Source organism: Streptomyces polyasparticus, assembly GCF_014493765.1.
In the GTDB taxonomy this organism is placed as follows: Bacteria; Actinomycetota; Actinomycetes; order Streptomycetales; family Streptomycetaceae; genus Streptomyces; species Streptomyces polyasparticus.
On sequence record NZ_JACTVJ010000023.1, the window covers coordinates 163,900 to 185,875 of the forward strand.

At 70.6% G+C, this 21,976-nt stretch carries 21 protein-coding genes; 10 read left to right on the forward strand and 11 right to left on the reverse strand.

What is annotated here, in order from left to right; translation table 11 throughout:
* A complete protein-coding gene (locus H9Y04_RS36820; protein ID WP_187818537.1) occupies positions 1 to 231 on the reverse strand; it encodes a DUF397 domain-containing protein in 231 nt (76 codons plus the stop codon).
* Positions 215 to 1,042, reverse strand: coding sequence for a helix-turn-helix domain-containing protein (locus tag H9Y04_RS36825; RefSeq protein ID WP_187818538.1), 828 nt, complete (start codon positions 1,040 to 1,042; stop codon positions 215 to 217). The genes H9Y04_RS36820 and H9Y04_RS36825 overlap by 17 nt, the downstream gene beginning before the upstream one ends.
* A gap of 113 nt (positions 1,043 to 1,155) precedes the next feature.
* Between H9Y04_RS36825 and H9Y04_RS36830 the strand changes: the two genes are divergently transcribed.
* From H9Y04_RS36830 to H9Y04_RS36840, 3 genes are all read left to right on the forward strand, one after another.
* On the forward strand, positions 1,156 to 1,371 hold the full coding sequence (locus tag H9Y04_RS36830) for a hypothetical protein (protein ID WP_187818539.1): 216 nt from the start codon (positions 1,156 to 1,158) through the stop codon (positions 1,369 to 1,371).
* A 265-nt stretch (positions 1,372 to 1,636) separates the two neighbouring features.
* On the forward strand, positions 1,637 to 2,545 hold the full coding sequence (locus H9Y04_RS36835; protein WP_187818540.1) for a hypothetical protein: 909 nt from the start codon (positions 1,637 to 1,639) through the stop codon (positions 2,543 to 2,545).
* Positions 2,546 to 2,645: 100 nt separating this feature from the next.
* Positions 2,646 to 3,224 (forward strand): Uma2 family endonuclease, encoded by a 579-nt coding sequence (locus H9Y04_RS36840; RefSeq protein WP_187818568.1) that lies wholly within the window; start codon positions 2,646 to 2,648, stop codon positions 3,222 to 3,224.
* A gap of 134 nt (positions 3,225 to 3,358) precedes the next feature.
* On the opposite strand, the gene H9Y04_RS36845 is transcribed toward H9Y04_RS36840, so the two are convergent.
* The 3 genes from H9Y04_RS36845 to H9Y04_RS36855 all read right to left on the reverse strand — a co-directional run bounded on the left by H9Y04_RS36845 (position 3,359) and on the right by H9Y04_RS36855 (position 7,231).
* A complete protein-coding gene (locus tag H9Y04_RS36845; protein WP_187818541.1) occupies positions 3,359 to 4,006 on the reverse strand; it encodes a superoxide dismutase in 648 nt (215 codons plus the stop codon).
* Positions 4,007 to 4,157: 151 nt separating this feature from the next.
* Positions 4,158 to 5,711 carry an amino acid permease gene (locus H9Y04_RS36850; RefSeq protein ID WP_187818542.1) on the reverse strand — a complete coding sequence of 518 codons (1,554 nt, stop codon included), beginning with the start codon at positions 5,709 to 5,711 and terminating at the stop codon, positions 4,158 to 4,160.
* 140 nt (positions 5,712 to 5,851) lie between these two features.
* Complete coding sequence (locus H9Y04_RS36855; protein ID WP_187818543.1) at positions 5,852 to 7,231, reverse strand: amino acid permease; 1,380 nt, start codon at positions 7,229 to 7,231, stop codon at positions 5,852 to 5,854.
* A gap of 290 nt (positions 7,232 to 7,521) precedes the next feature.
* Here H9Y04_RS36855 and H9Y04_RS36860 point away from each other — a divergent pair, with 290 nt between their 5' ends.
* On the forward strand, positions 7,522 to 8,106 hold the full coding sequence (locus tag H9Y04_RS36860) for a biotin transporter BioY (protein ID WP_187818544.1): 585 nt from the start codon (positions 7,522 to 7,524) through the stop codon (positions 8,104 to 8,106).
* Between the two features lie 34 nt (positions 8,107 to 8,140).
* Here the strand turns inward: H9Y04_RS36860 and H9Y04_RS36865 are convergent, their stop codons facing one another.
* The gene (locus tag H9Y04_RS36865) at positions 8,141 to 9,442 is read right to left on the reverse strand and encodes an MFS transporter (RefSeq protein ID WP_187818545.1); all 1,302 of its coding nucleotides are present in this window, start codon (positions 9,440 to 9,442) and stop codon (positions 8,141 to 8,143) included.
* Complete coding sequence (locus tag H9Y04_RS36870; RefSeq protein WP_187818546.1) at positions 9,439 to 10,134, reverse strand: ArsR/SmtB family transcription factor; 696 nt, start codon at positions 10,132 to 10,134, stop codon at positions 9,439 to 9,441. Before H9Y04_RS36870 ends, H9Y04_RS36865 begins: the two co-directional genes overlap by 4 nt.
* Before the next feature lie 157 nt (positions 10,135 to 10,291).
* Between H9Y04_RS36870 and H9Y04_RS47125 the strand changes: the two genes are divergently transcribed.
* Positions 10,292 to 11,452: a serine/threonine-protein kinase gene (locus tag H9Y04_RS47125; RefSeq protein WP_187818547.1), complete on the forward strand. Its 1,161-nt coding sequence runs from the start codon at positions 10,292 to 10,294 to the stop codon at positions 11,450 to 11,452.
* A gap of 34 nt (positions 11,453 to 11,486) precedes the next feature.
* On the opposite strand, the gene H9Y04_RS36880 is transcribed toward H9Y04_RS47125, so the two are convergent.
* Positions 11,487 to 12,935 (reverse strand): amino acid permease, encoded by a 1,449-nt coding sequence (locus H9Y04_RS36880; protein WP_187818548.1) that lies wholly within the window; start codon positions 12,933 to 12,935, stop codon positions 11,487 to 11,489.
* Between the two features lie 150 nt (positions 12,936 to 13,085).
* Here H9Y04_RS36880 and H9Y04_RS36885 point away from each other — a divergent pair, with 150 nt between their 5' ends.
* Together H9Y04_RS36885 and H9Y04_RS36890 are read left to right on the forward strand one after the other, a co-directional pair.
* Positions 13,086 to 13,571, forward strand: coding sequence for a ribose-5-phosphate isomerase (locus H9Y04_RS36885; protein ID WP_187818549.1), 486 nt, complete (start codon positions 13,086 to 13,088; stop codon positions 13,569 to 13,571).
* 72 nt (positions 13,572 to 13,643) lie between these two features.
* Positions 13,644 to 14,465 carry an Fpg/Nei family DNA glycosylase gene (locus H9Y04_RS36890; protein ID WP_187818550.1) on the forward strand — a complete coding sequence of 274 codons (822 nt, stop codon included), beginning with the start codon at positions 13,644 to 13,646 and terminating at the stop codon, positions 14,463 to 14,465.
* Positions 14,466 to 14,549: 84 nt separating this feature from the next.
* On the opposite strand, the gene H9Y04_RS36895 is transcribed toward H9Y04_RS36890, so the two are convergent.
* On the reverse strand, positions 14,550 to 15,779 hold the full coding sequence (locus tag H9Y04_RS36895) for a GNAT family N-acetyltransferase (protein ID WP_187818551.1): 1,230 nt from the start codon (positions 15,777 to 15,779) through the stop codon (positions 14,550 to 14,552).
* Between the two features lie 178 nt (positions 15,780 to 15,957).
* Here H9Y04_RS36895 and H9Y04_RS36900 point away from each other — a divergent pair, with 178 nt between their 5' ends.
* A complete protein-coding gene (locus H9Y04_RS36900) occupies positions 15,958 to 17,124 on the forward strand; it encodes a PP2C family protein-serine/threonine phosphatase (protein WP_187818552.1) in 1,167 nt (388 codons plus the stop codon).
* Here the strand turns inward: H9Y04_RS36900 and H9Y04_RS36905 are convergent.
* Positions 17,081 to 18,274 carry a cation:proton antiporter gene (locus H9Y04_RS36905; RefSeq protein ID WP_187818553.1) on the reverse strand — a complete coding sequence of 398 codons (1,194 nt, stop codon included), beginning with the start codon at positions 18,272 to 18,274 and terminating at the stop codon, positions 17,081 to 17,083. The two genes, H9Y04_RS36900 and H9Y04_RS36905, sit on opposite strands and share 44 nt — an antisense overlap.
* A 248-nt stretch (positions 18,275 to 18,522) precedes the next feature.
* On the opposite strand from H9Y04_RS36905, the gene H9Y04_RS36910 reads away from it, so the two are divergent.
* Both H9Y04_RS36910 and H9Y04_RS36915 read left to right on the forward strand, forming a co-directional pair.
* Positions 18,523 to 19,320: an ABC transporter ATP-binding protein gene (locus H9Y04_RS36910; protein WP_187818554.1), complete on the forward strand. Its 798-nt coding sequence runs from the start codon at positions 18,523 to 18,525 to the stop codon at positions 19,318 to 19,320.
* Positions 19,320 to 21,770, forward strand: coding sequence for an FtsX-like permease family protein (locus H9Y04_RS36915; RefSeq protein WP_187818555.1), 2,451 nt, complete (start codon positions 19,320 to 19,322; stop codon positions 21,768 to 21,770). The genes H9Y04_RS36910 and H9Y04_RS36915 overlap by 1 nt, the downstream gene beginning before the upstream one ends.
* A gap of 19 nt (positions 21,771 to 21,789) precedes the next feature.
* Here H9Y04_RS36915 and H9Y04_RS46275 read toward each other — a convergent pair.
* The coding region (locus H9Y04_RS46275; protein ID WP_214661991.1) for a hypothetical protein at positions 21,790 to 21,976 on the reverse strand (187 nt) is incomplete at its 5' end.

Genomic DNA, 21,976 nt, shown 5'->3' on the forward strand with positions numbered 1-21,976 from the left:
TTAGAGGGTGCCCGTGCGGACCGCGGTGACGAACGTGACCCAGGTGGCGGGGGAGAAGGCGATCGCCGGGCCGGTGGGATTCTTGCTGTCGCGGACGGGGACGCAGGCGCCCTGGCAGGCGTCGCTGACTTCCAGGCATTCGCCGCTGCTGCCGCCGCTGTAGCTGGATTTACGCCACCCGGGCACGGTGGAAGCGTCCGGGATGCTCACGTACTCATTGCTCCGGTGCATGCTCGTATTCCTTCGCGACGGACTCGATCATGTCCAGGGAGGCGTCGTGTGAGAGCGCGTCTCCCAGAGCGTGATCGTAGACCGCCTGGCATTCGCGTACTACGGACGGGACTTCGAGTACGCGCCCGGTCTTCAGGCCTTCCACGTACGCGACTGGCGGGAGGTCGTCGAACCACATCAGTGAGACGAAGCCCTCCATCAGTGCGTGCAACCCCACCGAGTACGGAAGAACATGCACCCGGATGCGGTGGCTCGCTCCCAACTTCACGATGTGACGGAGCTGTTCGCACATGATGGCTCGGCTGCCTGCCGGGCGCCGGAGCACGGCCTCGTCGAGCAGTGTCCAGAACACAGGTGTGTGGAAATCGGCCAGGATCCGGCTGCGCTCGAGTCGTGTGACAAGGAGCCTGTCACGTTCCTCGTCGCTCTTCGCGGGGAAGCCGGACCCCAGCACCGCCCTCGCGTACGCCTCCGTCTGCAAGACGCCGGGGACGAGCTTCGCGGCGTACTCCCTGATCACCGTCGCCATGCCTTCAAGCCGCAACGCCTCCGCGAAGTGCTCCGCCACCCGCCCCTCTCCCAGCGTGGGCAGGAACCGCACCAACACCCCATCCCCGCGCAGGGCTTCGTCGAGCCGTCGCGCGTCCGCCAGATCCGGTCTGCGCCGCCCCGCCTCGATGTGTGCGATGTGCGTGCGCGACATCACCGCCCGCACGCTCAGTTCCTCCTGGGTGAGCCCGGCCGCCTCACGCAGCCGCCTCAGCTCGTCCCCGTACTGCTTCCGTGCCTGCGGACCGTCCGAGATCGCCATACGAACTCCCGCATGTGCCAAGCGCGTTGTCACATGCGAACCCCTACCGAGCGTAAGCCTGCCCGCTCCACTGTGTAAGCGAAATACCACACAGCGCGAGAGGCGGGCGGGTCATGCGCGAGCCAGGGGCGTACGTCGCCCACACCGGAACCGACGTCTACGGACCCGGCAAGGTGATCGGCGCGGACGGCGAGTGGCGGCGGGTGCGGTTCGTGCACTTCGTCGCGAGCATCGCCGTACGCGACCTGCGGACCGCCTCCGCAGAGGAGAAGGAGCAGGTTACGGCATGGCTGAAGCAGAAGTCGGCGCGGCACGGGGGCCGTTGGTGAGGCCGTGACGACGATGACGCTACGGGTGTCACGGGATGGCGGCCGTACGTGGGGGCCGACGGTCACACACGAGGCCGGCCCGGAGGGAGGGGCGGCGACGGACGCGCCGGGACGCTTCCCGCCGTGCGCCTGCCGCAGATGCGCGATCACCTGAAGTAACCGTCCGTGTGCGGAAGTTGATGTACCGTGAGCGCAAAGCGGCCCCCGGGCTGGCGCCAACCAGCGTCGAGGGCCTTCACTTCGAGTGCTTACAAGGAGCACCGAAATGCAGCGTCATGCTATCCCGCCTGCCCGCTTCTTCACGCAGGTGCCGAACGAAATCCTCCGCCACCCCCGACTGTCGTCGGACGCGGTGCGCCTGCTGACCTGGCAGCTCTCCCTCCCCGAAGGCGACAGCTCCCCGCTGTCCAGAACCGCCGAGCAGGCGGGCCTCGGACGCATCGCCTTCACGCGCGCCAAGCGGCAGTTGAAGGAGGAGGGGTATGTCCACGAGTGGCGCGAGCAGTGCGGGCGGGGCCGGTGGGTCACCCGGCAGTTGGTCTCGAACGTGCCGCTGAGCGCGGCGGAAGCTGCCGCGGTACGAGACGGTGGCGCCTCCCCGGCGTCGACTGCCGAGGTCACGGAGCCCACCGACTCGCCGCTGCCGAGTGACGCCCCACCGGCCGCCGGTGACCCGACGCCACCGTCCGTCGGCGATCATCCAGACGAACCCCCTTCGGAGAACACCTCCAACCCTCCGCGGGCCGCCCAACTGGTCGCGGATCTAAGCGCGTTGGACGGACGGCTCCACGTCCCGCGCGCCATGCTGCCCGAGCTCACGGCCCTGGCCGCCGCTTGGCTCGGCGCGGGGCATGCGGCGGACGACGTGCGAGCGGCCGTCACCCGCGGTCTGCCCGCCACGGGCAGTCCGATCCTGCGCCCCGGCGGGCTCCTGCGGTACCTGCTCAAAGAGGTCCCGCCCGTGCGCGTGCCGCAGCGGCCGAGGGTGGCGGCGATGCGGGAATGCGCGGGCGAACAGCACGTACAGCCGATGCTGTTCCGTCCGGTTGACGACGAGGACCGGTGCGGGGAGTGCCGCGCGGACAAGGCGGCCGCGCCGCCCCCGGCGGGAGGCCTCGCGGCCCTGCGCGGAGCGGCGCTGGCCAGAACGGCGCTGCGACACGGTCACGCCTAGCGGGCTTGCCGACCCGAACGAATGAACGCAGGCAGAAACCCGGCGCAGGCGGATACGCTCATGAACAGTGGATCCCCGTAAGGAGGGTGCAGTGGCCATCATGATGCACGAGACGTCGATCGCGGACGCTGCCGAGCGCCTCTGGGACGAGCTTCCCGGGCACCGAGTGGAGATCCTCAACGGGAGCATTGTCGTGACACCACCGCCGGACGGACCGCACCAAGAGGTGTGCTCCGATGTCGTCTATGAGTTCCGGCAGGCGGGAGGCCGGGAGGCGGGGCTCAAAGCGGTCCCCGGTATCGGCCTCTGGCTCCCCACAGGCCCGGACGACTATGCCATCCCCGACCTGTCCATCGTCGACGCCGACTACAGGGACGCCCTGGTCGAGAAGAACTGCTATGCGCCGCATGTCTTCCGTCTCGCCGTGGAGGTCACGTCGACCAACTGGTCCAACGACCTCATGATCAAGGTCGGGACGTACGCGGCCGCGGGTATTCCCGTCTACCTCGTCGTCGACCGTAAGCACGACGTGGTCCTGGTCCACACGGACCCCGGCACGGACGGATATGACAACTGCGTCACTTACAAGCGTGGCGCGACCGTACCGGTCCCCGATTCCGTCGGCATCGAGCTCGAGTTCTCCGTGGACCGCCTCCTCGACGGAGACGACGCGGGCTGATGCGTGCGGCCGACGCCGGGTCGCGTGCGGAAAGCCCCCGCGAGTCACGTCCTCGCGGGGGCTCTCCTCTCTCCGCCTGCCTGGTGAATCGGTGAGAAGACGATCACGAGGGCAGGTGCTCAGGGGTTACGGCGTCACGGCGCGAGCAGCAGGTTGTACGAGCGCTCCTTGGCCGCGGCGTAACGGCGGGCCACGTCCTGCCAGTTGACGACCGCCCACATCGCCTCGATGAAGTCCACCTTCTGGTTCCTGTACTGCAGATAGAAGGCGTGCTCCCAGGCGTCGAACACCAGGATCGGGGTCGAGCCCTGGCCGACGTTGCCCTGGTGGTCGTAGATCTGCTCGACGATCAGCCGCTCGCTCACCGGCTCGTACGCGAGCACGCCCCAGCCCGAACCCTGCGTGGTGGCCGAGGCCTTGGTGAGCTGCGCCTTGAACGCGGCGAAGGAGCCGAAGGACTCGGTGATCGCGTCGGCCAACTCGCCCACGCCGTCGGCCGCGAGGGGTTCGCCGCCGCCGTCCTTCGGGCCCGTCATGTTCTGCCAGTAGATCGAGTGCAGGATGTGGCCGGAGAGGTGGAAGGCCAGGTTCTTCTCCAGGCCGTTGATCGAGCCCCACGTCTCCTTGTCACGCGCCTCGGCGAGCTGCTCCAGGGTGTCGTTCGCCCCCTTCACATACGCCGCGTGGTGCTTGTCGTGGTGCAGCTCGATGATCTCCGGGCTGATCACGGGCGCGAGTGCGGAGTAGTCGTAAGGGAGTTCAGGGAGTGTGTACACGGCCATGACGATCGATCCCCTCCGAGATCTGCTTATTGCAAGTCTCTTGCAACTGCAGGTTAGCAGCAAGAGACTTGTCGGGGGTGTGCGTGGGCAACGCGAAGCCCCGCCCGGATCGAGTCCGGGCGGGGCTTGGGGTGCGTGGTGAGGGTGCAGGTCAGACGGGAGTGGCCGACTTCTCGGGTGCACTCTCGGAGTCGGCCGCCGGGCTCTGCGTCGGGACGGGTGCGGGCGAGGCGCCGAGCCCCTCGACGCGCTCGGCCAGCCGCGTGACCTTCTCGGTCAGGTCCTTGAGCTTGTTGGACTGCTGGAGCGCGTAACCGACGACCGCCAGGAACACCGTCAGGCCGCCCGTGTAGTACAGCTGCGTCCGCGTGCCCTCCTCGCGGGCCATGAGGACGAAGACGGCCGCCATGCCGGCGAGTGCCACCCACGTCAGCCACGGGAACAGCCACATCTTCACGGCCAGCTTCTCCGGCGCCTCGCGCTCCAGCGTGCGCCGCATCCGCAGCTGGGCGGCGGCGATGAAGAACCAGACGACGAGGATGATGGCGCCGATCATGTTCAGCAGCCAGGCGAAGATCGTCTCCGGGTACCAGTAGCTGAGCAGCACCGCGAAGAAGCCGAACACGCTGGAGGCGAGCACGGCGATCCGCGGCACACCGCCGGAGATGCGGCCGAGAGCGGGCGGGCCGAGCCGGCGCGAGACCAGGGAACCGGCCATGCGCGAGGCTCCGTAGATGTTCGCGTTCATCGCCGAGAGCAGCGCGATCAGGACGACCACATTCATGATCTGGCCGGCGGCGGGCAGGCCGAGGCGCTCCAGCGTGACGACGTACGAGCCCTTGCCGGAGGCGAGGGCCGGGTCGTCCCACGGGACGAGCGTGACGATGACGGCCATCGAGCCCACGTAGAAGAGGGCGATCCGCCACATCGCGGTGCGCACGGCCTTGGCCACGCCCTTGACCGGGTGCTCCGATTCGGCGGCCGCGATGGTGACGGTCTCCAGACCTCCGTACGCGAACACCGAGGCGAGGAGGCCGACGATCAGCCCGTCGACGCCGGTCGGGAAGAAGCCGCCGTCGCCGGAGAGATGCGTGAGGCCGGGGGCCTCGGTGTCGGAGCCGGGCAGCACGCCGAGGATCGCGAGCACGCCGATGACCAGGAACGCCACGATGGCGAGGACCTTGAGGGTGGCGAACCAGAACTCGAACTCACCGAAGTGCCGTACGGAGATGAGGTTCGTGGCGCAGAAGACCACCATGAACAGCGCGACGAAGACCCACTCCGGGACGCCCGGGATCCACCCGTGGACGATCGAAGCGGCACCGATGCCTTCGAGGCCGACCGCCACACACAGCAGGAACCAGAACGACCAGCCGGCTGTGAACCCCGCCCAGGGCCCGATGGCCTTCTCGGCGTGCACCGAGAACGAACCGGAGGCCGGGTTGGCCGCGGCCATCTCGCCGAGCATCCGCATCACGAGCATGACGAGCGCACCCGAGATCGCATACGCGACGATGATCGACGGGCCCGCGGCCGCGATGGCGGCGCCGGAGCCCACGAAGAGACCGGCGCCGATCACGCCGCCGAGCGCGATCATCGAAAGGTGGCGCTGCTTGAGGCTGTTGGTCAGGGCCGGCGCTTCGGTGCCAGGGGCGCCGGTCGCCGGAGCGTCCTCGACGGACGTCGGTGCGGAGGGCGGTGTCATGACAAGGGGATCCGTACGTCGGTGTCAGGTGTCTCGCAGATGGCTCGCATAAGCGAGGGATCAGTCTGAGGGCACCGTCCGCTGGCCCGGCAGGGGTGACCGGAATCCGGACGCCTTGCTCACGCGCGGTACAGGACTGGTTACTTCCGCTTGTCGAATGCGAAGTCCCGTACGAGCGCGACCGCGATGACGAGCACCGTCGCGGCGCCCGACCACAGCAGCTGCGGACGGGCCGTGTCGTCGGTGAGCATCAGGCCCACGATGGCCGCCATGCCCGCGAGCGCGCACCAGGTCAGATACGGGAACGCCCACATCTTGAGGACCAGCTTCTGAGGCGCCTCGCGCTCGATGCGGCGGCGCAGCCGCAGCTGGGCCACCGCGATCAGGGCCCAGACGAAGATCAGGACCGAGCCGACCGCGTTGAGCATGTAGTGGAAGACGGAGTCCGGCCACTTCAGATTCAGCAGGACGGACACGAAGCCGAAGGTCACCGAGGCGAGCACCGCGCGCCGCGGCACTCCGCTGCCGCCCACCTTGAGCAGCGCGCGGGGCGCCTCGCGTCGTTCGGCAAGGGAGAAGAGCATCCGCGAGGAGCCGTACGCGTTGGCGTTGAGCGCGGAGAGCAGGGCCACGAAGACCACGATGTTCATGATCGTGCCGGCCGAGGGGATGCCGATCGAGTCGAGCACGGTGACATACGGGCTGACCGTGCCGCTCTGCATCGTCCACGGCAGCACCGTGACGATGACCAGCATCGACCCCACGTAGAAGAAGAGGATCCGCCACACCGCGCTGCGCACCGCGCGCGAGACCGAGCGGGCCGGGTCCTCGGACTCGGCGGCCGCGATGGTGACGACCTCGAGGCCGCCGAACGCGAAGATCACCGCGAGCACTCCGGAGATCACGCCCTCCCAGCCGTGCGGCAGGAAGCCGCCCTGGCCGGTGAGGTTGGTGAAGCCGACCGGGTCGGTGTCGGGCAGGAGGCCGAAGATCGCGAGGGTGCCGAGCACCAGGAAGGCGACGATCGCGCACACCTTGAGCGCGGCGAACCAGAACTCGAACTCGCCGAAGTTCCGCACCGCGACGAGGTTCGCCACGGTGAACACCGACATGAAGATCAGCACCCAGGCCCACTGCGGTACGGCGGGCGCCCAGCCGTGGGCGATCTGCGCGGCGGCGGTGGCCTCGACGGCGAGCACCACGACGAGCAGGAACCAGTAGAGCCAGCCGGCGCTGAACCCGGCCCAGCGGCCGATCGCCTTCTCGGCGTGCACGGAGAACGAACCCGAGGCCGGCACGGCCGCCGACATCTCGCCGAGCATCCGCATCACCAGCATCGCGAGCACGCCCGCGATCAGATACGACACGATGATGCCGGGCCCGGCGACCGCGATGCCCGCGCCCGAGCCGACGAAGAGTCCGGCGCCGATGACTCCGCCGAGGCCGAGCATCGTGAGGTGGCGCTGTTTCAGGCCGTGGCCGAGGGGTTCGGGCCCGTCGGTCAGCGAGGTGTCGTGCATCGTCGGCTCTCGGAGGGGATTGGTGGGACCCTACAGTCTCGCCCGCGAGCTGTGATTTGCGCAAAACGGACAGCCTTGGACGTAGGCCCTAGTGACGGAGGTCACCCACTTCCGGCTCCGGGGCTTGTTTTTGTCCGGAGCATACGAAGGCGCCAAGTGCCGCTTTGTCGACGGCTGATGGTGAACGAGCGTTGACCGCTGGGATAGCGTCGCCGTGTCCCGAGCCGAACTTTTCCGGGGTCCCGCGCCTGTCCCTGCCGCGGCGTCCCGCCCGCTTCCCTGGAGTCCGTATGAGCACCGCAGCTGTCGCGACCCGCCCCGGTGAGGTCCTCGCCGACCTTCTGCCCGCCTCGCGTGTCCGTGACATCGCGCTGGTCGTCGGCGGCGCCGCGCTCACTGCGCTCTCCGCGCAGCTGTCGGTGCCGGTCCCCGGCTCCCCGGTCCCGGTCACCGGCCAGACCTTCGCCGCCCTCCTGGTCGGCACCTCGCTCGGCGCCCGCCGCGGTCTGCTCTCCTTCGGCCTGTACGCGCTGGTCGGCAGCCTCGGCGCCCCGATCTTCCAGAACGGCACGTCCGGCTGGGGCGGCGCCTCCTTCGGCTACATCGTCGGCATGCTGATCGCCGCCGGCATGGTGGGTGCGCTTGCCCGCCGCGGCGGCGACCGCTCCGTGCTGCGTACGGCCGGGACGATGGTGCTCGGGTCCGCGGTGATCTACGCGGTGGGCGTGCCGTGGCTGATGGTGTCCACGGGCATGTCGCTCTCCGCGGCCTGGGCCGCGGGCGTGGTGCCCTTCCTGATCGGCGACGGTCTGAAGGCCGCGCTGGCCATGGGCGCGCTGCCGGCCGCGTGGAAGCTGGTCGGCCGCAAGAGCTGAGGCCGCGGCCGGGATTTCGCTCGGCCTGCAGGTCTCACGGATGGGGAACGGGCCGGCTGCTGCCGGCCCGTTCCTCGTGCGCCCGAGCGCGGTCCATCTCGGCCCACTCCGGCCGCAGTCCGGTCAGGTTCGTCGTGAGGAAGTAGACGGCGCCGCAGACCAGGAGGACGGGCGTCAGACCGGCGAGCGCGACGGCGGAGCCCGCGAGCAGTCCGCCGAGCGGGATGCCCGACCAGGCGAGGGAGTCGGCAAGGGCCTGGACCCGGCCGAGCAGCGGCCGGGGCACGCGCTCCACGGACACCGCGCCCAGGATCGGGTTGAGGAAACCCGCCCCGAACCCGGCGACGACGAACACCGCGACCAGCGTGCCGAGGGACGCCCCGGACGCGAGGGCCACGAACCGCGGGGCGCCGAGCACCAGGAAGCCGCCGAGCAGCACGGCGCGGCGGGGGAGCCGGTGCGCCAGCACGGTGGCGAGCAGGCTGCCGGCCACCGCCGCCGCGCTGCCCGCGCCCGCGAGCAGGCCGATCGCGGCGGGTCCGTGACCGGACTCCTTGGCCCACACCGGCACGAGCACCGCGTTGAACGCGGCGTCGAGCAGATTGGTGATCGTGACCATCACGACCAGCGAGAGCAGCAGCCGGTCGCCCCGCAGGAAGGCGAAGCCCGCGGCGAACCGCTGCCGGTAGGAACCCTCGTCGCCCGGGCCGTCCTGCGCCGGTGCCGGCCGTCCCATGCCGCGGGGCAGCGCCACCGCGACGAGCAGGGAACCGAGCGCGAAGCAGGCCGCGTTGACGAACAGTCCGGTGAGCGGGCCGACCAGCATGATCAGCGCGCCGCCCGCCGCCGGACCCACCGTGGACGCGAGCCGGTCGATCACCCCGCTGAGCCCCATGGCCCGTTCGAGCGGGACGCCGCCGCGCTCGGCCGCGTCCGGGACCATCACACGCTTCGCCAGATCGCCCGGTCCGCGTGCCGTACCGATCACCGCCACGAGGGCGAGCAGCAGCGGGAGCGAGAGCAGTCCGAGCCCGTGGCACACGGGTACGGCCACCGCGGCGGCGGAACTGACCAGATCGGTCGCCCACGACACCACCCGCGGTCCCGTCCTGTCCACGAGAGGACCGGCGAGCGCCTTGGCCACCACGTAGGGGGTCATTTCGCAGAAGGCCACGAGCCCGGTCTGCGTGGCGCTGCCCGTGGTCATGAGCACGAACCACGGCAGCGCGATGGCGGAGACACGGGTGCCGGTCAGGGAGACCGCGAGGGCGCCGAGGATGCCGGCCAGGGGCCGCAGGGTGCGTCCGTCGGATATGTCTCCCGCGCCCGCGCTCATGAAGGGGCTCCCGGCCTGTCCTGGGGCTCCGGTCCATCCTCGGGCTCCGGTCCATCCTCGGGTTCCGGTCCGTCCTCGGGTTCCGGTCCGTCCTCGGGCTGCGGCTCGTCCTCGCGCCCCGGACCGTCCCCCGGCTCCGGCAGCAACTGCGTGATCAGCGTGATGCGTTCGGCGCCCGCGGGTGCCCGGGCGGCGGTCTCCGCCGAGTCCTTGCGGTAGCGGGCGATCACGGCATGCAGCTCCGTGCGCAGCTCGCCGGCCTCCTCGGGTGTCAGCCGCAGCGGCCAGTTGGAGAGGTCGAAGGTCTCCTGCCAGGCGGCCGGCAGCGTCTGCAGCGAGTCGAGGGTGCGCTGGGTGCGCTGCGCGTACGAGGCGGCCACCGAGTGCAGATAGGCGAGCGTCGCCTCGGGCTCCTGCTCCGAGAGCGCACTGGTGTCGAGCGTCGTCACGCGGTGCACCGCACGCCACCACCGCTCCCGCGCGTTGCCGCGCCCAGTGTCCTCCTCGACGAAGCCCGCCGCCGCGAGCCGGCGCAGGTGATAGCTGGCGGTGCCCGAGTTCACGCCGAGCCGTTCGGCGATCGCGGTCGCCGTCGAAGGGCCGTGCCTGCGCAGCAGGCCGAGGGCCTGTACGCGCACGGGGTGGGCGAGGGCGCGCAGGCCCTTGGCGTCGAGGACGACGGTTTCCTTCATGCCCCCGGACCATAGACCCCGAAGACTTCTTTGCGAAGAGTGCTTTGCGAAGAAGTCTTCGCAATTGCCGGTGCCGCCAGGGGAGTTGGCACCGGTTCGCCCCTAACTAAGCTGGAGGAACGGCACGTTCAACTCGGCACACGGGGGTGCGACGGACATGCCAGAGCGGATACGGGGAGCCCTGATCGCCGGCCGCTACCGGCTCGCCGAGTCCGTCGGACGTGGCGGGATGGGACGGGTCTGGCGGGCCCATGACGAGATGCTCGACCGGCCCGTGGCCGTCAAGGAGATGTATCTCGCAGGGCCCGGCGACGAGGACCCCGCCATCCGCCGTGCGCGGGTCCTTCGCGAGGCGCGAGCCAGCGCGCGGATCGACCATCCCCATGTCGTACGGGTCTACGACGTGGTCGAGGAGGACGCGCGGCTCTGGATCGTGATGGAGCTCGTACGGGCGCGCTCGCTGGAGCAAGTGCTCGACGAGGACGGCCCGTTGGGGGTGCGGGAGACCGCGCGGATCGGGCTCGCCCTCGCCGAGGCGCTGCGTGTGGTGCATGCCGCGGGCGTGCTGCACCGGGACGTCAAGCCCGGCAACGTCCTTCTGGAACCCGGCGGCGGACGCGTCGTGCTCACCGACTTCGGCATCGCCGCGCTGCAGGACGCCGAGGGCCTCACCCGGGCCGGGATGATCGTGGGCTCGCCCGAGTATCTGCCGCCCGAGCGCGTGCTCGGCCGTGCGCAGGGGCCGCACTCCGATCTCTGGTCCCTCGGCGCCACGCTGTGTGCGGCGCTCGGCGGCAGGCCGCCCTTCGTCCGCGCCACCACCCTGGCCACGCTGCACGCCGTCGCCTACGAGGAGCCCGAACTCCCGCCGGTGCCCGGCGAGTTGCGCAGCCTCCTCGCCGCGCTCCTGGCCAAGGACCCGGACCTGCGGCCCGACGTGGACGAGGTCGCCGCCCACCTGTCGGTGGTCCGCGCCCTGCCGGAGCCGCCGCCCCTGCCCGCACGGGAGCCGGACGCCCACCCCGTACAGGAACCGGTCGCCCCTCCCGTACGAGAGCCAGTCGCCCACCCCGTACGGGAGGAGCCGGAGCCCGAGCCGGAGCCCGAGCCGGAGCCCGAGCCGGAGGCCGGGCCGAAGGACTGGCGGGCGCGGTTGCTCACCGGGCTCGTGCTGCTCGTCGCCGCCGCCGTGGCCGCCGTCATGTTCCTCACCACCCGCGGCGACGACGATCCCGGCGGCGGCCCCACCACTCCGGCCCCCACCGTGGCCGGCACCTCGCGGCCGCCCGCCACGGACACGTCGACGCCCTCCCCGTGACCTGCACGGAGAGGGCGTCGTACCGCATGGGACCTCAGCGCTTGGCGGCGCGCATCCGGTCGCGGGCCACCGCGATGACCAGGACGAGTGCGGCCACACCCATCGAGGGCAGCATCTGCTCACGGCCGGCGTCGTCGACCACCATGTAGCCGCAGATGAAGACGATCCCGCCGATGGTCAGCCACGTCAGGAACGGGAACAGCCACATCTTCACGACCAGCTTCTCGGGCGCCTCGCGCAGGATGATGCCGCGCATCTTGAGCTGGGTGATGGCGATGACCAGCCACACGAAGAGGGCCACGGCGCCCGACGAGTTCAGCAGGAACTTGAAGACCGTCTCCGGCCACCAGTAGTTGAACGCCACCGCGGCGAAGCCGAAGACGACCGAGCCGAGGATCGCGGCCTGCGGGACGCCGTTGCTCCTGACCTTCGCGAAGGCCTTGGGCGCATCGCCGCGCTCGCCGAGCGAGAAGGCCATACGGGAGGCCGTGTACAGGCCCGAGTTGAGGCAGGAGAGCACGGCCGTGAGCACGATCACGTTCATGATCTGGCCGGCGTGCGGGATGCCGATGGAGTCGAGGGCCGCGACGTAGGAGCCCTTCTCGACGATCGCCTTGTCGTTCCAGGGCAGCAGCGTCAGGACGACGAAGATGGAGCCCAGGTAGAAGACGGCGATACGCCAGATCACCGAGTTGGTGGCCTTGGTGACGGCACGCTGCGGGTCCTCGGACTCGCCTGCGGCCAGCGTGACGATCTCCGAGCCCATGAAGGAGAAGACCACCATCAGGACACCGGTGAGGATCGCGCCCGCGCCGTGCGGGAAGAAGCCGCCGCTGTCGGTGAGGTGCGCGAAGCCCGCGCCGGGGTTGTCCGAGCCGGGCAGGAAGCCGAAGACGGCGAGGAAGCCGATGACCACGAACGCGGCGATCGCCACGACCTTGATGCCGGCGAACCAGAACTCGAACTCACCGTAGGAACCGACCGAGACGAGGTTCGTCGCGGTGAGCACGACCATGACGATCAGCGCCCAGCCCCACTGCGGGATCGCCGGGATCCAGCCCTCGAGGATGATCGCGCCCGCCGTCGCCTCGACGGCCAGGACCACGACCCAGAAGAACCAGTACAGCCAGCCGATGGTGAAGCCCGCCCAGCGGCCGAGCGCGCGGTCCGCGTACTCGGAGAACGAACCCGAGGTGGGGTTCGCGGCGGCCATCTCGCCCAGCATCCGCATCACGAAGACGACGAGCACGCCGACAAGGGCGTACGAGATGAGGATGGCGGGGCCGGCCTCGGCGATGCCGTTGCCGGAGCCGACGAAGAGACCGGCGCCGATCACACCGCCGATCGCGATCATCGAGAGATGGCGGTTCTTCAGGCCTGCCTTGAGGCCGTTGGAGCCGTGGGAGCCGTCTGCAGAGGGGGTGCCTTCGCCCTTGTGGGGCTGCGTGGCGCCTTCCTTCGCAAGGGACGGTTGCGAGGTCATGGACCAATCCTTAAGTTCTCGGGTTGCGAGCCCTGGCATTTAACCGGTCCGCGGGAAGCGTCGGAAGGCCTGATTCCGGATCGTTGCATTAGGGCGAAGGTCCCGACCCGGGCGCTGCTACCCGGCACGCGACATGCCACACTCGGACCCATGCGCGTGTACCTCGGCTCCGACCATGCCGGCTACGAACTCAAGAACCACCTCGTCGAGTGGCTCAAGGCCCACGGCCACGAGCCCGTGGACTGCGGTCCGCACATCTACGACGCCCAGGACGACTATCCGCCGTTCTGCCTGCGTGCCGCCGAGAAGACGGCCGCGGACCCGGACTCCCTGGGCATCGTGATCGGCGGCTCCGGCAACGGTGAGCAGATCGCCGCCAACAAGGTGCAGGGCGTGCGCTGCGCCCTCGCCTGGAGCGAGCAGACCGCCGCCCTCGGCCGCGAGCACAACAACGCCAACGTCGTCTCCATCGGCGGCCGGATGCACTCCCTGGAGGAGTCGACGAAGTTCGTCGAGATCTTCCTCAGCACCCCGTACTCGGGTGAGGAGCGCCACACCCGCCGCATCGAGATGCTCTCGGAGTACGAGCGCACCCGCGAGCTCCCGCCGATCCCGGCGCACCACCCGCAGGGCTGATCACCCGCTTCACCGGGCGGGCCGGCGTGCGCCGGCCCGCCCACCCATGTCCGTACACGAAGGAGAACGGCCGTGCCTGAGGGGCACACGATCCACCGCCTGGCGCAGGACCACCGCGAGCGCTTCCTGCGCAGGAAGGTCCGGGTCACCAGCCCGCAAGGCAAGTTCTCCGACAGCGCGGCCCTTCTGGACGGCAGGCAGCTCACCGCAGCCGAAGCCCACGGAAAGCACCTCTTCCTCGGCTTCGGCAAGCTCGGCTGGATCCACATCCACCTCGGCCTCTTCGGCAAGCTGAACTTCGGCGCGGGCCAAGCACCGCCGCCCACGGACACGGTCCGGCTCCGCCTGCAGCACCCCAAGGCGTACGCCGATCTGCGCGGCCCGACCACCTGCGCACTGATCACGGACGGCGAGAAGGCCGCCATACACGACCGCCTCGGCCCCGATCCGCTGCGCGAGGACGACGACCCCGGCAAGGCGTGGGCGCGGATCAACCGCTCCCGTACGACGATCGCCGCGCTGCTCATGGACCAGAAGGTCATCGCGGGCGTCGGCAACGTCTACCGCGCCGAGGTCCTCTTCCGGGGCGCCATCGACCCCTACCGCCCGGGCAAGGACCTCACGCGCCGCGAATGGGACGCGATCTGGGCGGACTTGGCGGAGCTGATGCGCGAAGGCGTACGCCACAACCGCATCGACACCGTGCGCCCCGAGCACACCCCCGAGGCGATGGGCCGCCCGCCGCGCGTGGACGACCACGGCGGTGAGGTCTACGTCTACCGCAGGGCGAACATGCCCTGCCACATCTGTGGCGGCGAGATCCGCACCGCCGATCTCGCCGCCCGCAATCTGTTCTGGTGCCCGGGGTGTCAATCCAGCACCTGCGGCGCTTGAGCAGATCTTTCAGCCCCTCCGGCGCTTGAGGAGATCCGAACGAAGTTCGGATGCCGGGGCCGGGACGGGAAGAACGAAGGCTGCTCAGAACCCGTGCGGCAGCCAAGGCGCCACATCGCTGCCGAACGCGAGCGAGGCCGAGGCCAGCGCACCCGCCCGCAGCTCCCGCACCCGCCCCGCCGCGGCCAGCGCCGTGAGCGTGAACCCGCCGAGGTAGGCCGCGCCCAGCTCCCGTACGGACAAGGAGAGGTCCGCCGCGTCCTCCGTGCGCTTGCACGAGGCGCCGAGCGAGTCGCCCGTCAGCCGCCAACGCCCCTCGTTCCAGGGGCAGAACGGGTCGGAGACCTCGAAGACGACATCCACGGGCGTGCGATACGTACGGGCTTCGAGCGCGGCGCCGACCTCGACGGGCCGTAGGTGCAGCGAGTCCCGCAGCCGCAGATCGCAGCGGCGGATGTCGGAGACCAGATGCTGCCAGGCGTCGTCGACGGGACGGTTGCGGAGCTCGACCTTGGCCATCAGGTCCATGGACAGGAAGTGCCGGAGCATCGCCGTCTGCGCGGCGGCGTCCACGGCGTCCATGTGCTGCACCTTCACCGTGCCGCGCGGTCCGGCGGAGTCCCAGTCCGGCTTGGTGCGGAACCGGGCGTACCCCACCAACTCGCCGTCCCGCTCGGCGAGAAGACACTGCAGCGGCGAGGCGCCCTCGCGGTCCTCCGGCGGATCGACGAGGAAGCCGGGCTTCCAGGTCTCCAGACGGGCGAGCATCCCGGGCCGCTGCGGTACGAGCCGCGCGTACAGCTCCTCGCAGCGCTCCAGCGTCTCCTTGCCGTCAACAAGGTGCAGCCGTACGTCATCCGTACCGGCGGGAGCCGCGAGCCGTACCCGTGTGCTGTCGATCTCCGCACCGAGCTGCAGGGTCGCGATGCCGTACCCGAACCGGCCGTAGATCTCCGGCTCGGAGGCCGTGAGGACGGCGAGAGGTTCGCCGAGTGCGCGGACGTCGTCGAGCTGGCGGCGCATCATCGACGTGAGGATGCCGCGCCTGCGGTGCGTGGGCGCGACGCTCACCATCGTGACGCCGGCCGCGGGCACGAGGGCGCCGCCCGGGACGGCCAGACGGAAGGAGAAGGCCCCCGCCGTACCGACGACCCGGTCGCCGTCCCACACCCCGATGGAGCGTTCGGTCTCGGTCACGGACTGGTCGAACTCCCGCTCCTGCGGGGCCTCACGGACCCCGCCGAAGGCCAGCTCCAGCGCGCTGAACCAGCGGTCCCAGTCGCCCGGCTCCAGGGTGCGGATGTCAAGTGTCATACGCCCTGCCTACCAGGCACCCTGGACACTGGGCGAGGGATTTTCACGGCGGCCGGGGCGTACTCGCCACAAGCTGTGTTCCCCGTGTCACAGGCGGTGTGACCGGCCACGCTCGTGCGGGGGACAAGCCGGACCTCCCGTGCACGCGGCCGCCCGGGGTGGATAGGGTCCACGAACAATGACCGGTGCACAGCGCGACCGCGCGGAACGCGCGGAAGCGGAGACGTTCCCGGCCCGGATGCGCAAACGATGGCACCGGGCCCGCGTCGGGCTGCGTAAATCCGGGGTCGACTACTTCCGCGGTGACGGATCCGACTGGATCGCCCTCGCGGGTCTCCTCCTGATGATCCCCGCGATCACGGCGGGCACACTCGCGATACCCGTCTGGTTCTCACCGGCCCTGCTCTGCCTGCCGATCGTGGCCGGCGGACTGCTCCTTCGGCCCGCCAGTCTGCTCGGTCTGTACGCGGCCGCCGCGGCGGCGCTGATCGTCGAGTCGTTCACGCTCGGGCCGTACGAGGAGGGCCCGGCCACCGTCACGCCCGGCATAGTGCTCGTGGTCGCGGCCTGTGGATTCTTCGGGCTGCTCATCGCCCAGTTCCGCAGCCGCGTGGGCGTGCCCTGGCGGCGCGGCGGCACCATGCTGTTCGACCTGCGCGAACGCATCCGCGTGCAGAGCAAGTTGCCGACCCTGCCGGGCGGCTGGCACCGCGAGATGGCCCTGCGCCCGGCCGGCGGCCAGTCCTTCTCCGGCGACTTCGTCTGCGCGGCCCGTACCAACGGCGGCCGCACCCTTGAAGTCGTCCTCACCGACGTCTCCGGCAAGGGCATGGACGCGGCATCGCGCGCTCTGCTCCTGTCCGGCGCGTTCGGCGGTCTGCTCGGCTCGCTGCCCCCGCACGAGTTCCTGCCCGCGGCCAACGGCTATCTGCTCCGCCAGGACTGGGACGAGGGCTTCGCGACCTCCATCCATCTCGCGCTCGACCTCGAATCCGGCGACTACGAACTGCTCTCCGCGGGCCACCCGCCGGCCGTGCAGCTGCACGCGGGCACCGGCCGCTGGGAGGAGATGAGCGCCGAAGGGCCCCTGCTCGGGGTGTACGACGGTGCGCAATTCGACCCGGTGAAGGGGTCGTTGCGGCCCGGCGACGTCCTGATGCTGTTCACGGACGGTCTGGTGGAGACCTCCGACCGCGATCTCACCGAGGGCATCGACCGCCTCACCGGGGAAGCCGACCGCTATGTCGCGGGCGGCTTCCACGGTGCTGCCTGGCATCTGATCGAGGCGGTGGCCAAGGACGTCAACGACGACCGGGCACTGCTTCTGCTCTGCCGGGAGGCGTGAGCTCCACCGCCGCCTGCTTGTTCGGCAGTACGCGCGCCAGCCAGTGCGCCTGTCCGGCGGCCAGCGGTCCGAGGACGGCGAGCAGCAGGACGTATCCCGCGATGAACGGCGAGAGCCGGTCGTCGAGTCCTGCGCCGGCCGCCATGGTGGCGAGGATCAGCGCGAACTCGCCGCGGGCGAGCAGCGTGGTGGAGATGTTGGCGGCGGGCCCCGCCCCGAATCCGTAGACCTTGGCGGCGGCCATCCCCGCGAGCACGTTCATCACGAGCGTGACGGCGACGGCGGCGAGCACCGGCCAGATGACCACCGGCAGGTCACCGGGGTCGATGGAGAGTCCGAACGCGAAGAAGAAGATCGCGCCGAACGCGTCCCGCAGCGGGTGCACCAGCTTGCGGATCCGTTCGCCGGACGTGGTGCTGCCGAGCATCAGACCGACCATGAACGCACCGATCGCGTCCGCGACCCCGAACCACTCCGAGACCCCGGCCATGAACACCGCCGCGCCGAGGAAGGAGATCACGAGCAGCTCGTCGTCACGGGTGGCGAAGAGCTTGCCGACGATCCGGGTGCCGAAGCGCGCGGCGAGCGCGAGCAGGATCAGGAATCCGAAGGCCTTGCCGCCGTCCATGACGGCGGCGGCGAGCGAGTCCGCGCCGGACAGGATCGGCTGCAGCGCGGCCAGATACAGGGCGAGGAAGACGTCCTCGACCACGATGATCCCGAGGATCGGCTTGGTCTCGGGGTTGCCGAGCCTGCCGGTGTCCACCAGGACCTTCGTGACGATCGCGGAGGACGAGATGCCGAGCACTCCGGCGAGGACCAGCGCCTCGGAGGTGCCCCAGCCCAGGGCGAATCCGAAACCCAGGCCGGCGCCGACGTTCAGCGCGAGATAGCTCCCGCCGGCGAGGGCCATCCTGCGGCCGCCCGCCTTGAGGTCGTCCATGTGGAATTCGAGCCCGAGATAGAAGAGCAGCAGCACGAGGCCGAGCGCCGAGAGCATCTCGAGGTCATGGGGATCGGCGACGAGCACGATCCCGGGGGTGTGCGGGCCGAGCAGGATCCCGGCCAGGATGAACAGCGGAATGGTGGGCAGTCCGATCCGGCCGCCGAGCCGGGCGAGGACCGCGGCGGCGACAAAGGCGCCGCCCATGGCTATGAGGGTGTCTGCGTGTCCGATGGGCTTTCCTCCTGTCGTACGGGCATGGGGGAAGGGCCTTGGGAAGGCAAAAGGAGCGTCAAGAACGCGTCAATAGTTAGCTTACCAAAAGGTTTACCTGGCAACTGTTGGTGGGGTAAACCCCCACCGGATTCGGAGGTCATCCGCATGGTTCGGGTGGGCGTCCGATTCGTACCGTCGTAAGCGTTCAGGAAGCCCACACGACGGAGGCGAAACCCACCATGGCGCTGCGACGAGGCAGGACCCGAGCCGAGGTTGCGGCACCCGAGGGCGGGCTCGCCGTCGAACTGCGCGGTGTGACCCGCACCTACGGCAGGGGCCGTGGCACCGTGTACGCGCTGCGCGGGATCGATCTCGCTCTGGCGCGCGGCAGCTTCACCGCGGTCATGGGCCCCTCGGGCTCCGGCAAGTCCACCTTCCTGCAGTGCGCGGCCGGCCTCGACCGCCCCAGTGAGGGCAGCGTCCGCCTCGGCGGCACGGAGATCACGGGCATGGGCGAGAACAAGCTGACCGAGCTGCGCCGCACCCGGCTCGGCTTCGTCTTCCAGGCGTTCAACCTGCTCCCGTCCCTGACGGTCGAGCAGAACGTGCTCCTTCCGCTGCGTCTCGCGGGGCAGCGCCCCGACCGCCGGTGCGCCGCCGAGGTCCTCGCGCAGGTCGGCCTCGCCGACAAGGCGCGGCGCCGGCCCGGCGAGCTGTCCGGCGGTCAGCAGCAGCGCGTGGCGATCGCCCGCGCGCTGGTCACGCGCCCGGACGTGGTCTTCGCGGACGAGCCGACCGGTGCCCTCGACACCACCACCGCCGCCGAAGTCCTGGGACTTCTGCGCTCGGCGGTGGACGGCCTCGGCGCCACCGTCGTCATGGTCACGCACGACCCCGTGGCCGCCGCCTACGCCGACCGCGTCCTCTTCCTCGCCGACGGCCGCATCACCGACCACCTGGAGCGCGCCGGTGCACAGCGGATTGCCGCCCGCATGGCCACCCTCGGCGCCCCCGCGTACGAAGGGGCGGCCGCCTGATGCGGGGGACCAACGGCCTTTCGCGGGCCGCACTCCGTTTCAAACCGTCCTCGTTCGCGGGCACGTTCATCGCGCTCGCGATGGCCGCGCTGATCGTCTCGGCCTGCGGCATCCTCCTGGAGACGGGCGTACGGGCCTCCGTGCCGCCCGAGCGTTACGCCGCCGCTCCCGTGGTCGCCGCCGCCGACCAGCAGGCGCACTTCACCACCGGCAGCGCCGACGGCCGCTACGACTCCCCGCACCCTGTGCCCGACCGGGCCAGGCTCGACAACTCCCTGGTGGCGAAGGCCGGTTCGGTGCCCGGAGCGCGCACCGCCGTGGCGGATCTGACCTTCCCCGTGCAGAGCGCCGAGGGCGCTGTGACCGCCCACAACTGGGGCTCGACCGCCTTCACCGGCGAACGCCTGGACACCGGCTCCGCGCCGGGGCCCGGGCAGGCCGTGGTGAGCGAGGGCGCCGCCCGCGTCGGCGACAAGGTCACCTACGGGACCCCCGACGGCCCGCGCACCTTCACGGTCTCCGGGCTGACCCGTGCGCAGGAGCACGCCGTCTGGTTCGCCGACTCCGAGGCCGTACGGATCTCCGGCCATCCGGGGAAGGTCGACGCCATCGCCGTACTGCCCGAAAAGGGCGTCTCCGACAGCGAGTTGAAGGCACAGGTCGCCCAGGCGCTCGGCGGCAAGGCGAAGGTGCACACGGGCGGCGACCGCGGCGCGGCCGAGGACAGCATGCTCGCCTCCGCCCAGGAAGTGCTCACCGGCATCGGCGGCTCCTTCGGCGGAGTCGCCACGATGGTCGCCGTGTTCACCGCCGCCGGCACCGTCGCGCTCTCCGTCGGCCAGCGCGCCCGCGAGTTCGCACTCCTGCGGGCGATCGGGGCGACACCCCGGCAGGTCCGCCGCACCATCGCCACCGAAGCCCTGATGCTCGCGCCGCTCGCCGGCGCGGTCGGCTGCCTGCCCGGCATCGGGCTCGCCGCATGGTGGTTCGGCCGGCTCCAGGCGAAGGGAGCGGTACCGGACGCCGTCCAACTCTCCGTCTCCTGGATCCCGTTGGTCGGCGCCGTCGGCGCCGTCATCCTCACCTCCCTGCTCGCCGGGTACACCGCGGCCCGCCGGGCCTCGCGCATCAAGCCGGGCCAGGCGCTCGGCGAGGCGAGCGTGGAACGGCTGCGGCCGGGCTGGATCCGTACCCCCCTCGGCATCGGGGCCCTGGCCGGCGGCTTCTTCTGCGCGCGCCTCGCCGCGACCGAGACCGGCGAGGACGCGGCCAACGCGGCACTCGGCGTCGTCATGCTCTTCATGCTCGCCGTCGCCCTGCTCGGCCCGTTCGTGGCCCGCGCCTGCGCGGCCCTGTTCGGTCTGCTGCTCCGTGGCGCGGGTGCGTCCGGCCGGCTCGCGGCCGCCAACTCCCGTTCGAACGCCCGCCGGATGGCCTCCGCGATCACCCCCATCGTGCTCGCGATGGCCTTCGCCTCGACCCTCGTCTTCCTGCACACCAGCGAGGACCGGGCCGCCGGGCGCCAGCAGAAGGCCGGCATCACCGCCGACCACATCGTGCGCGCCGAAGCGGGCCTGCCCGCCGACGCCGTGGCGCGGGCGGGTGACACCCCGGGCGTCACGTCCGCGGTGGGAGTCCTGAGGACCTCCGTGCTCGTCCCGGCGGGATCCGGCGCCGACCGCTATCTCCAGTCCGCCTCCGCCCAGGGCATCTCCGGTACGGAGAAGGCGCTGGCCCAGGTGCAGGACCTGGACGTCCGCGAGGGCACGCTCCGGCTCGGCAAGGGCGAGGTCGCACTCGACGCCCAGCTCGCCGCCGGCGCGAAGGTGGGTGTCGGCGACAGGGTCGAACTGCGGCTGCCCGACGGCACGAAGGCGAAGCCGACCGTCGTCGCCACGTACGGTCGAGGGCTCGGCCTCTCCCAAGTCACCCTCGCCCAGGACGTGTTGGCACCCCATGTCACCTCCGCCTTCGCCACCGAACTGTGGACGAAGGGCGGCAGCGCCGACGCGCTCGCTCCGCTCGGCGGCCAGGTCCTCGACCGCGAGGCCTACACCGGCACCGCGTCCACGGACCGCGCACTCAACGCCTGGGCGAACACGACCATGGCCGCGGTGCTCGGCGGCTTCGCCGCACTCGCCGCCGGCAACACCCTCGTCATGACGGTCCTCGACCGCCGCCGCGAACTCGGAATGCTCCGCCTGATCGGCTCCACCCGCCGCCAGGTCCTGCGCATGATCGGCTGGGAGGCGCTCCTCGTCGCCTGCGCCGGCATCGCCATCGGCTCGGCCATCGCCCTGGCGACCCTGGTCCCGATGATGAAGGGCCTCACCGGCGAGGGCCTCTACATCCCACCGCTCGTCTACGGCTCCTTCGCGGCCTCGGCGCTGGCACTGGGCCTGCTCGCGACCCAGCTGCCGGCGAGGGCAGCGCTGCGGACGGGACTGTAGGGGTGTTACGGCGCGGTTGTCACAGTTGTGTCATGCCTGCAGCGGCCGGTGATCGCTGATTGCATGCCTCGGCCATCAATTGATAGAGATGGCTCCGCATGCAGTCCGTCATGCGGTTCATACCGTCCAGGCCGGGGGAGGCCCGATGAAGTTCGACATGGGTGCGTCCGTGTTGTCGAATCTGCGGTCGCAGTCGCAGGGTTCGA

Bases quoted from the DNA above. Each gene is read 5' to 3' on its own strand.
- H9Y04_RS36820 (WP_187818537.1), bottom strand. From the start codon at position 231: ATGCACCGGAGCAATGAGTACGTGAGCATCCCGGACGCTTCCACCGTG.
- H9Y04_RS36825 (WP_187818538.1), bottom strand. From the start codon at position 1,042: ATGGCGATCTCGGACGGTCCGCAGGCACGGAAGCAGTACGGGGACGAG.
- H9Y04_RS36830 (WP_187818539.1), top strand. From the start codon at position 1,156: ATGCGCGAGCCAGGGGCGTACGTCGCCCACACCGGAACCGACGTCTAC.
- H9Y04_RS36835 (WP_187818540.1), top strand. From the start codon at position 1,637: ATGCAGCGTCATGCTATCCCGCCTGCCCGCTTCTTCACGCAGGTGCCG.
- H9Y04_RS36840 (WP_187818568.1), top strand. From the start codon at position 2,646: ATGATGCACGAGACGTCGATCGCGGACGCTGCCGAGCGCCTCTGGGAC.
- H9Y04_RS36845 (WP_187818541.1), bottom strand. From the start codon at position 4,006: ATGGCCGTGTACACACTCCCTGAACTCCCTTACGACTACTCCGCACTC.
- H9Y04_RS36850 (WP_187818542.1), bottom strand. From the start codon at position 5,711: ATGACACCGCCCTCCGCACCGACGTCCGTCGAGGACGCTCCGGCGACC.
- H9Y04_RS36855 (WP_187818543.1), bottom strand. From the start codon at position 7,231: ATGCACGACACCTCGCTGACCGACGGGCCCGAACCCCTCGGCCACGGC.
- H9Y04_RS36860 (WP_187818544.1), top strand. From the start codon at position 7,522: ATGAGCACCGCAGCTGTCGCGACCCGCCCCGGTGAGGTCCTCGCCGAC.
- H9Y04_RS36865 (WP_187818545.1), bottom strand. From the start codon at position 9,442: ATGAGCGCGGGCGCGGGAGACATATCCGACGGACGCACCCTGCGGCCC.
- H9Y04_RS36870 (WP_187818546.1), bottom strand. From the start codon at position 10,134: ATGAAGGAAACCGTCGTCCTCGACGCCAAGGGCCTGCGCGCCCTCGCC.
- H9Y04_RS47125 (WP_187818547.1), top strand. From the start codon at position 10,292: ATGCCAGAGCGGATACGGGGAGCCCTGATCGCCGGCCGCTACCGGCTC.
- H9Y04_RS36880 (WP_187818548.1), bottom strand. From the start codon at position 12,935: ATGACCTCGCAACCGTCCCTTGCGAAGGAAGGCGCCACGCAGCCCCAC.
- H9Y04_RS36885 (WP_187818549.1), top strand. From the start codon at position 13,086: ATGCGCGTGTACCTCGGCTCCGACCATGCCGGCTACGAACTCAAGAAC.
- H9Y04_RS36895 (WP_187818551.1), bottom strand. From the start codon at position 15,779: ATGACACTTGACATCCGCACCCTGGAGCCGGGCGACTGGGACCGCTGG.
- H9Y04_RS36900 (WP_187818552.1), top strand. From the start codon at position 15,958: ATGACCGGTGCACAGCGCGACCGCGCGGAACGCGCGGAAGCGGAGACG.
- H9Y04_RS36905 (WP_187818553.1), bottom strand. From the start codon at position 18,274: ATGGGCGGCGCCTTTGTCGCCGCCGCGGTCCTCGCCCGGCTCGGCGGC.
- H9Y04_RS36910 (WP_187818554.1), top strand. From the start codon at position 18,523: ATGGCGCTGCGACGAGGCAGGACCCGAGCCGAGGTTGCGGCACCCGAG.
- H9Y04_RS36915 (WP_187818555.1), top strand. From the start codon at position 19,320: ATGCGGGGGACCAACGGCCTTTCGCGGGCCGCACTCCGTTTCAAACCG.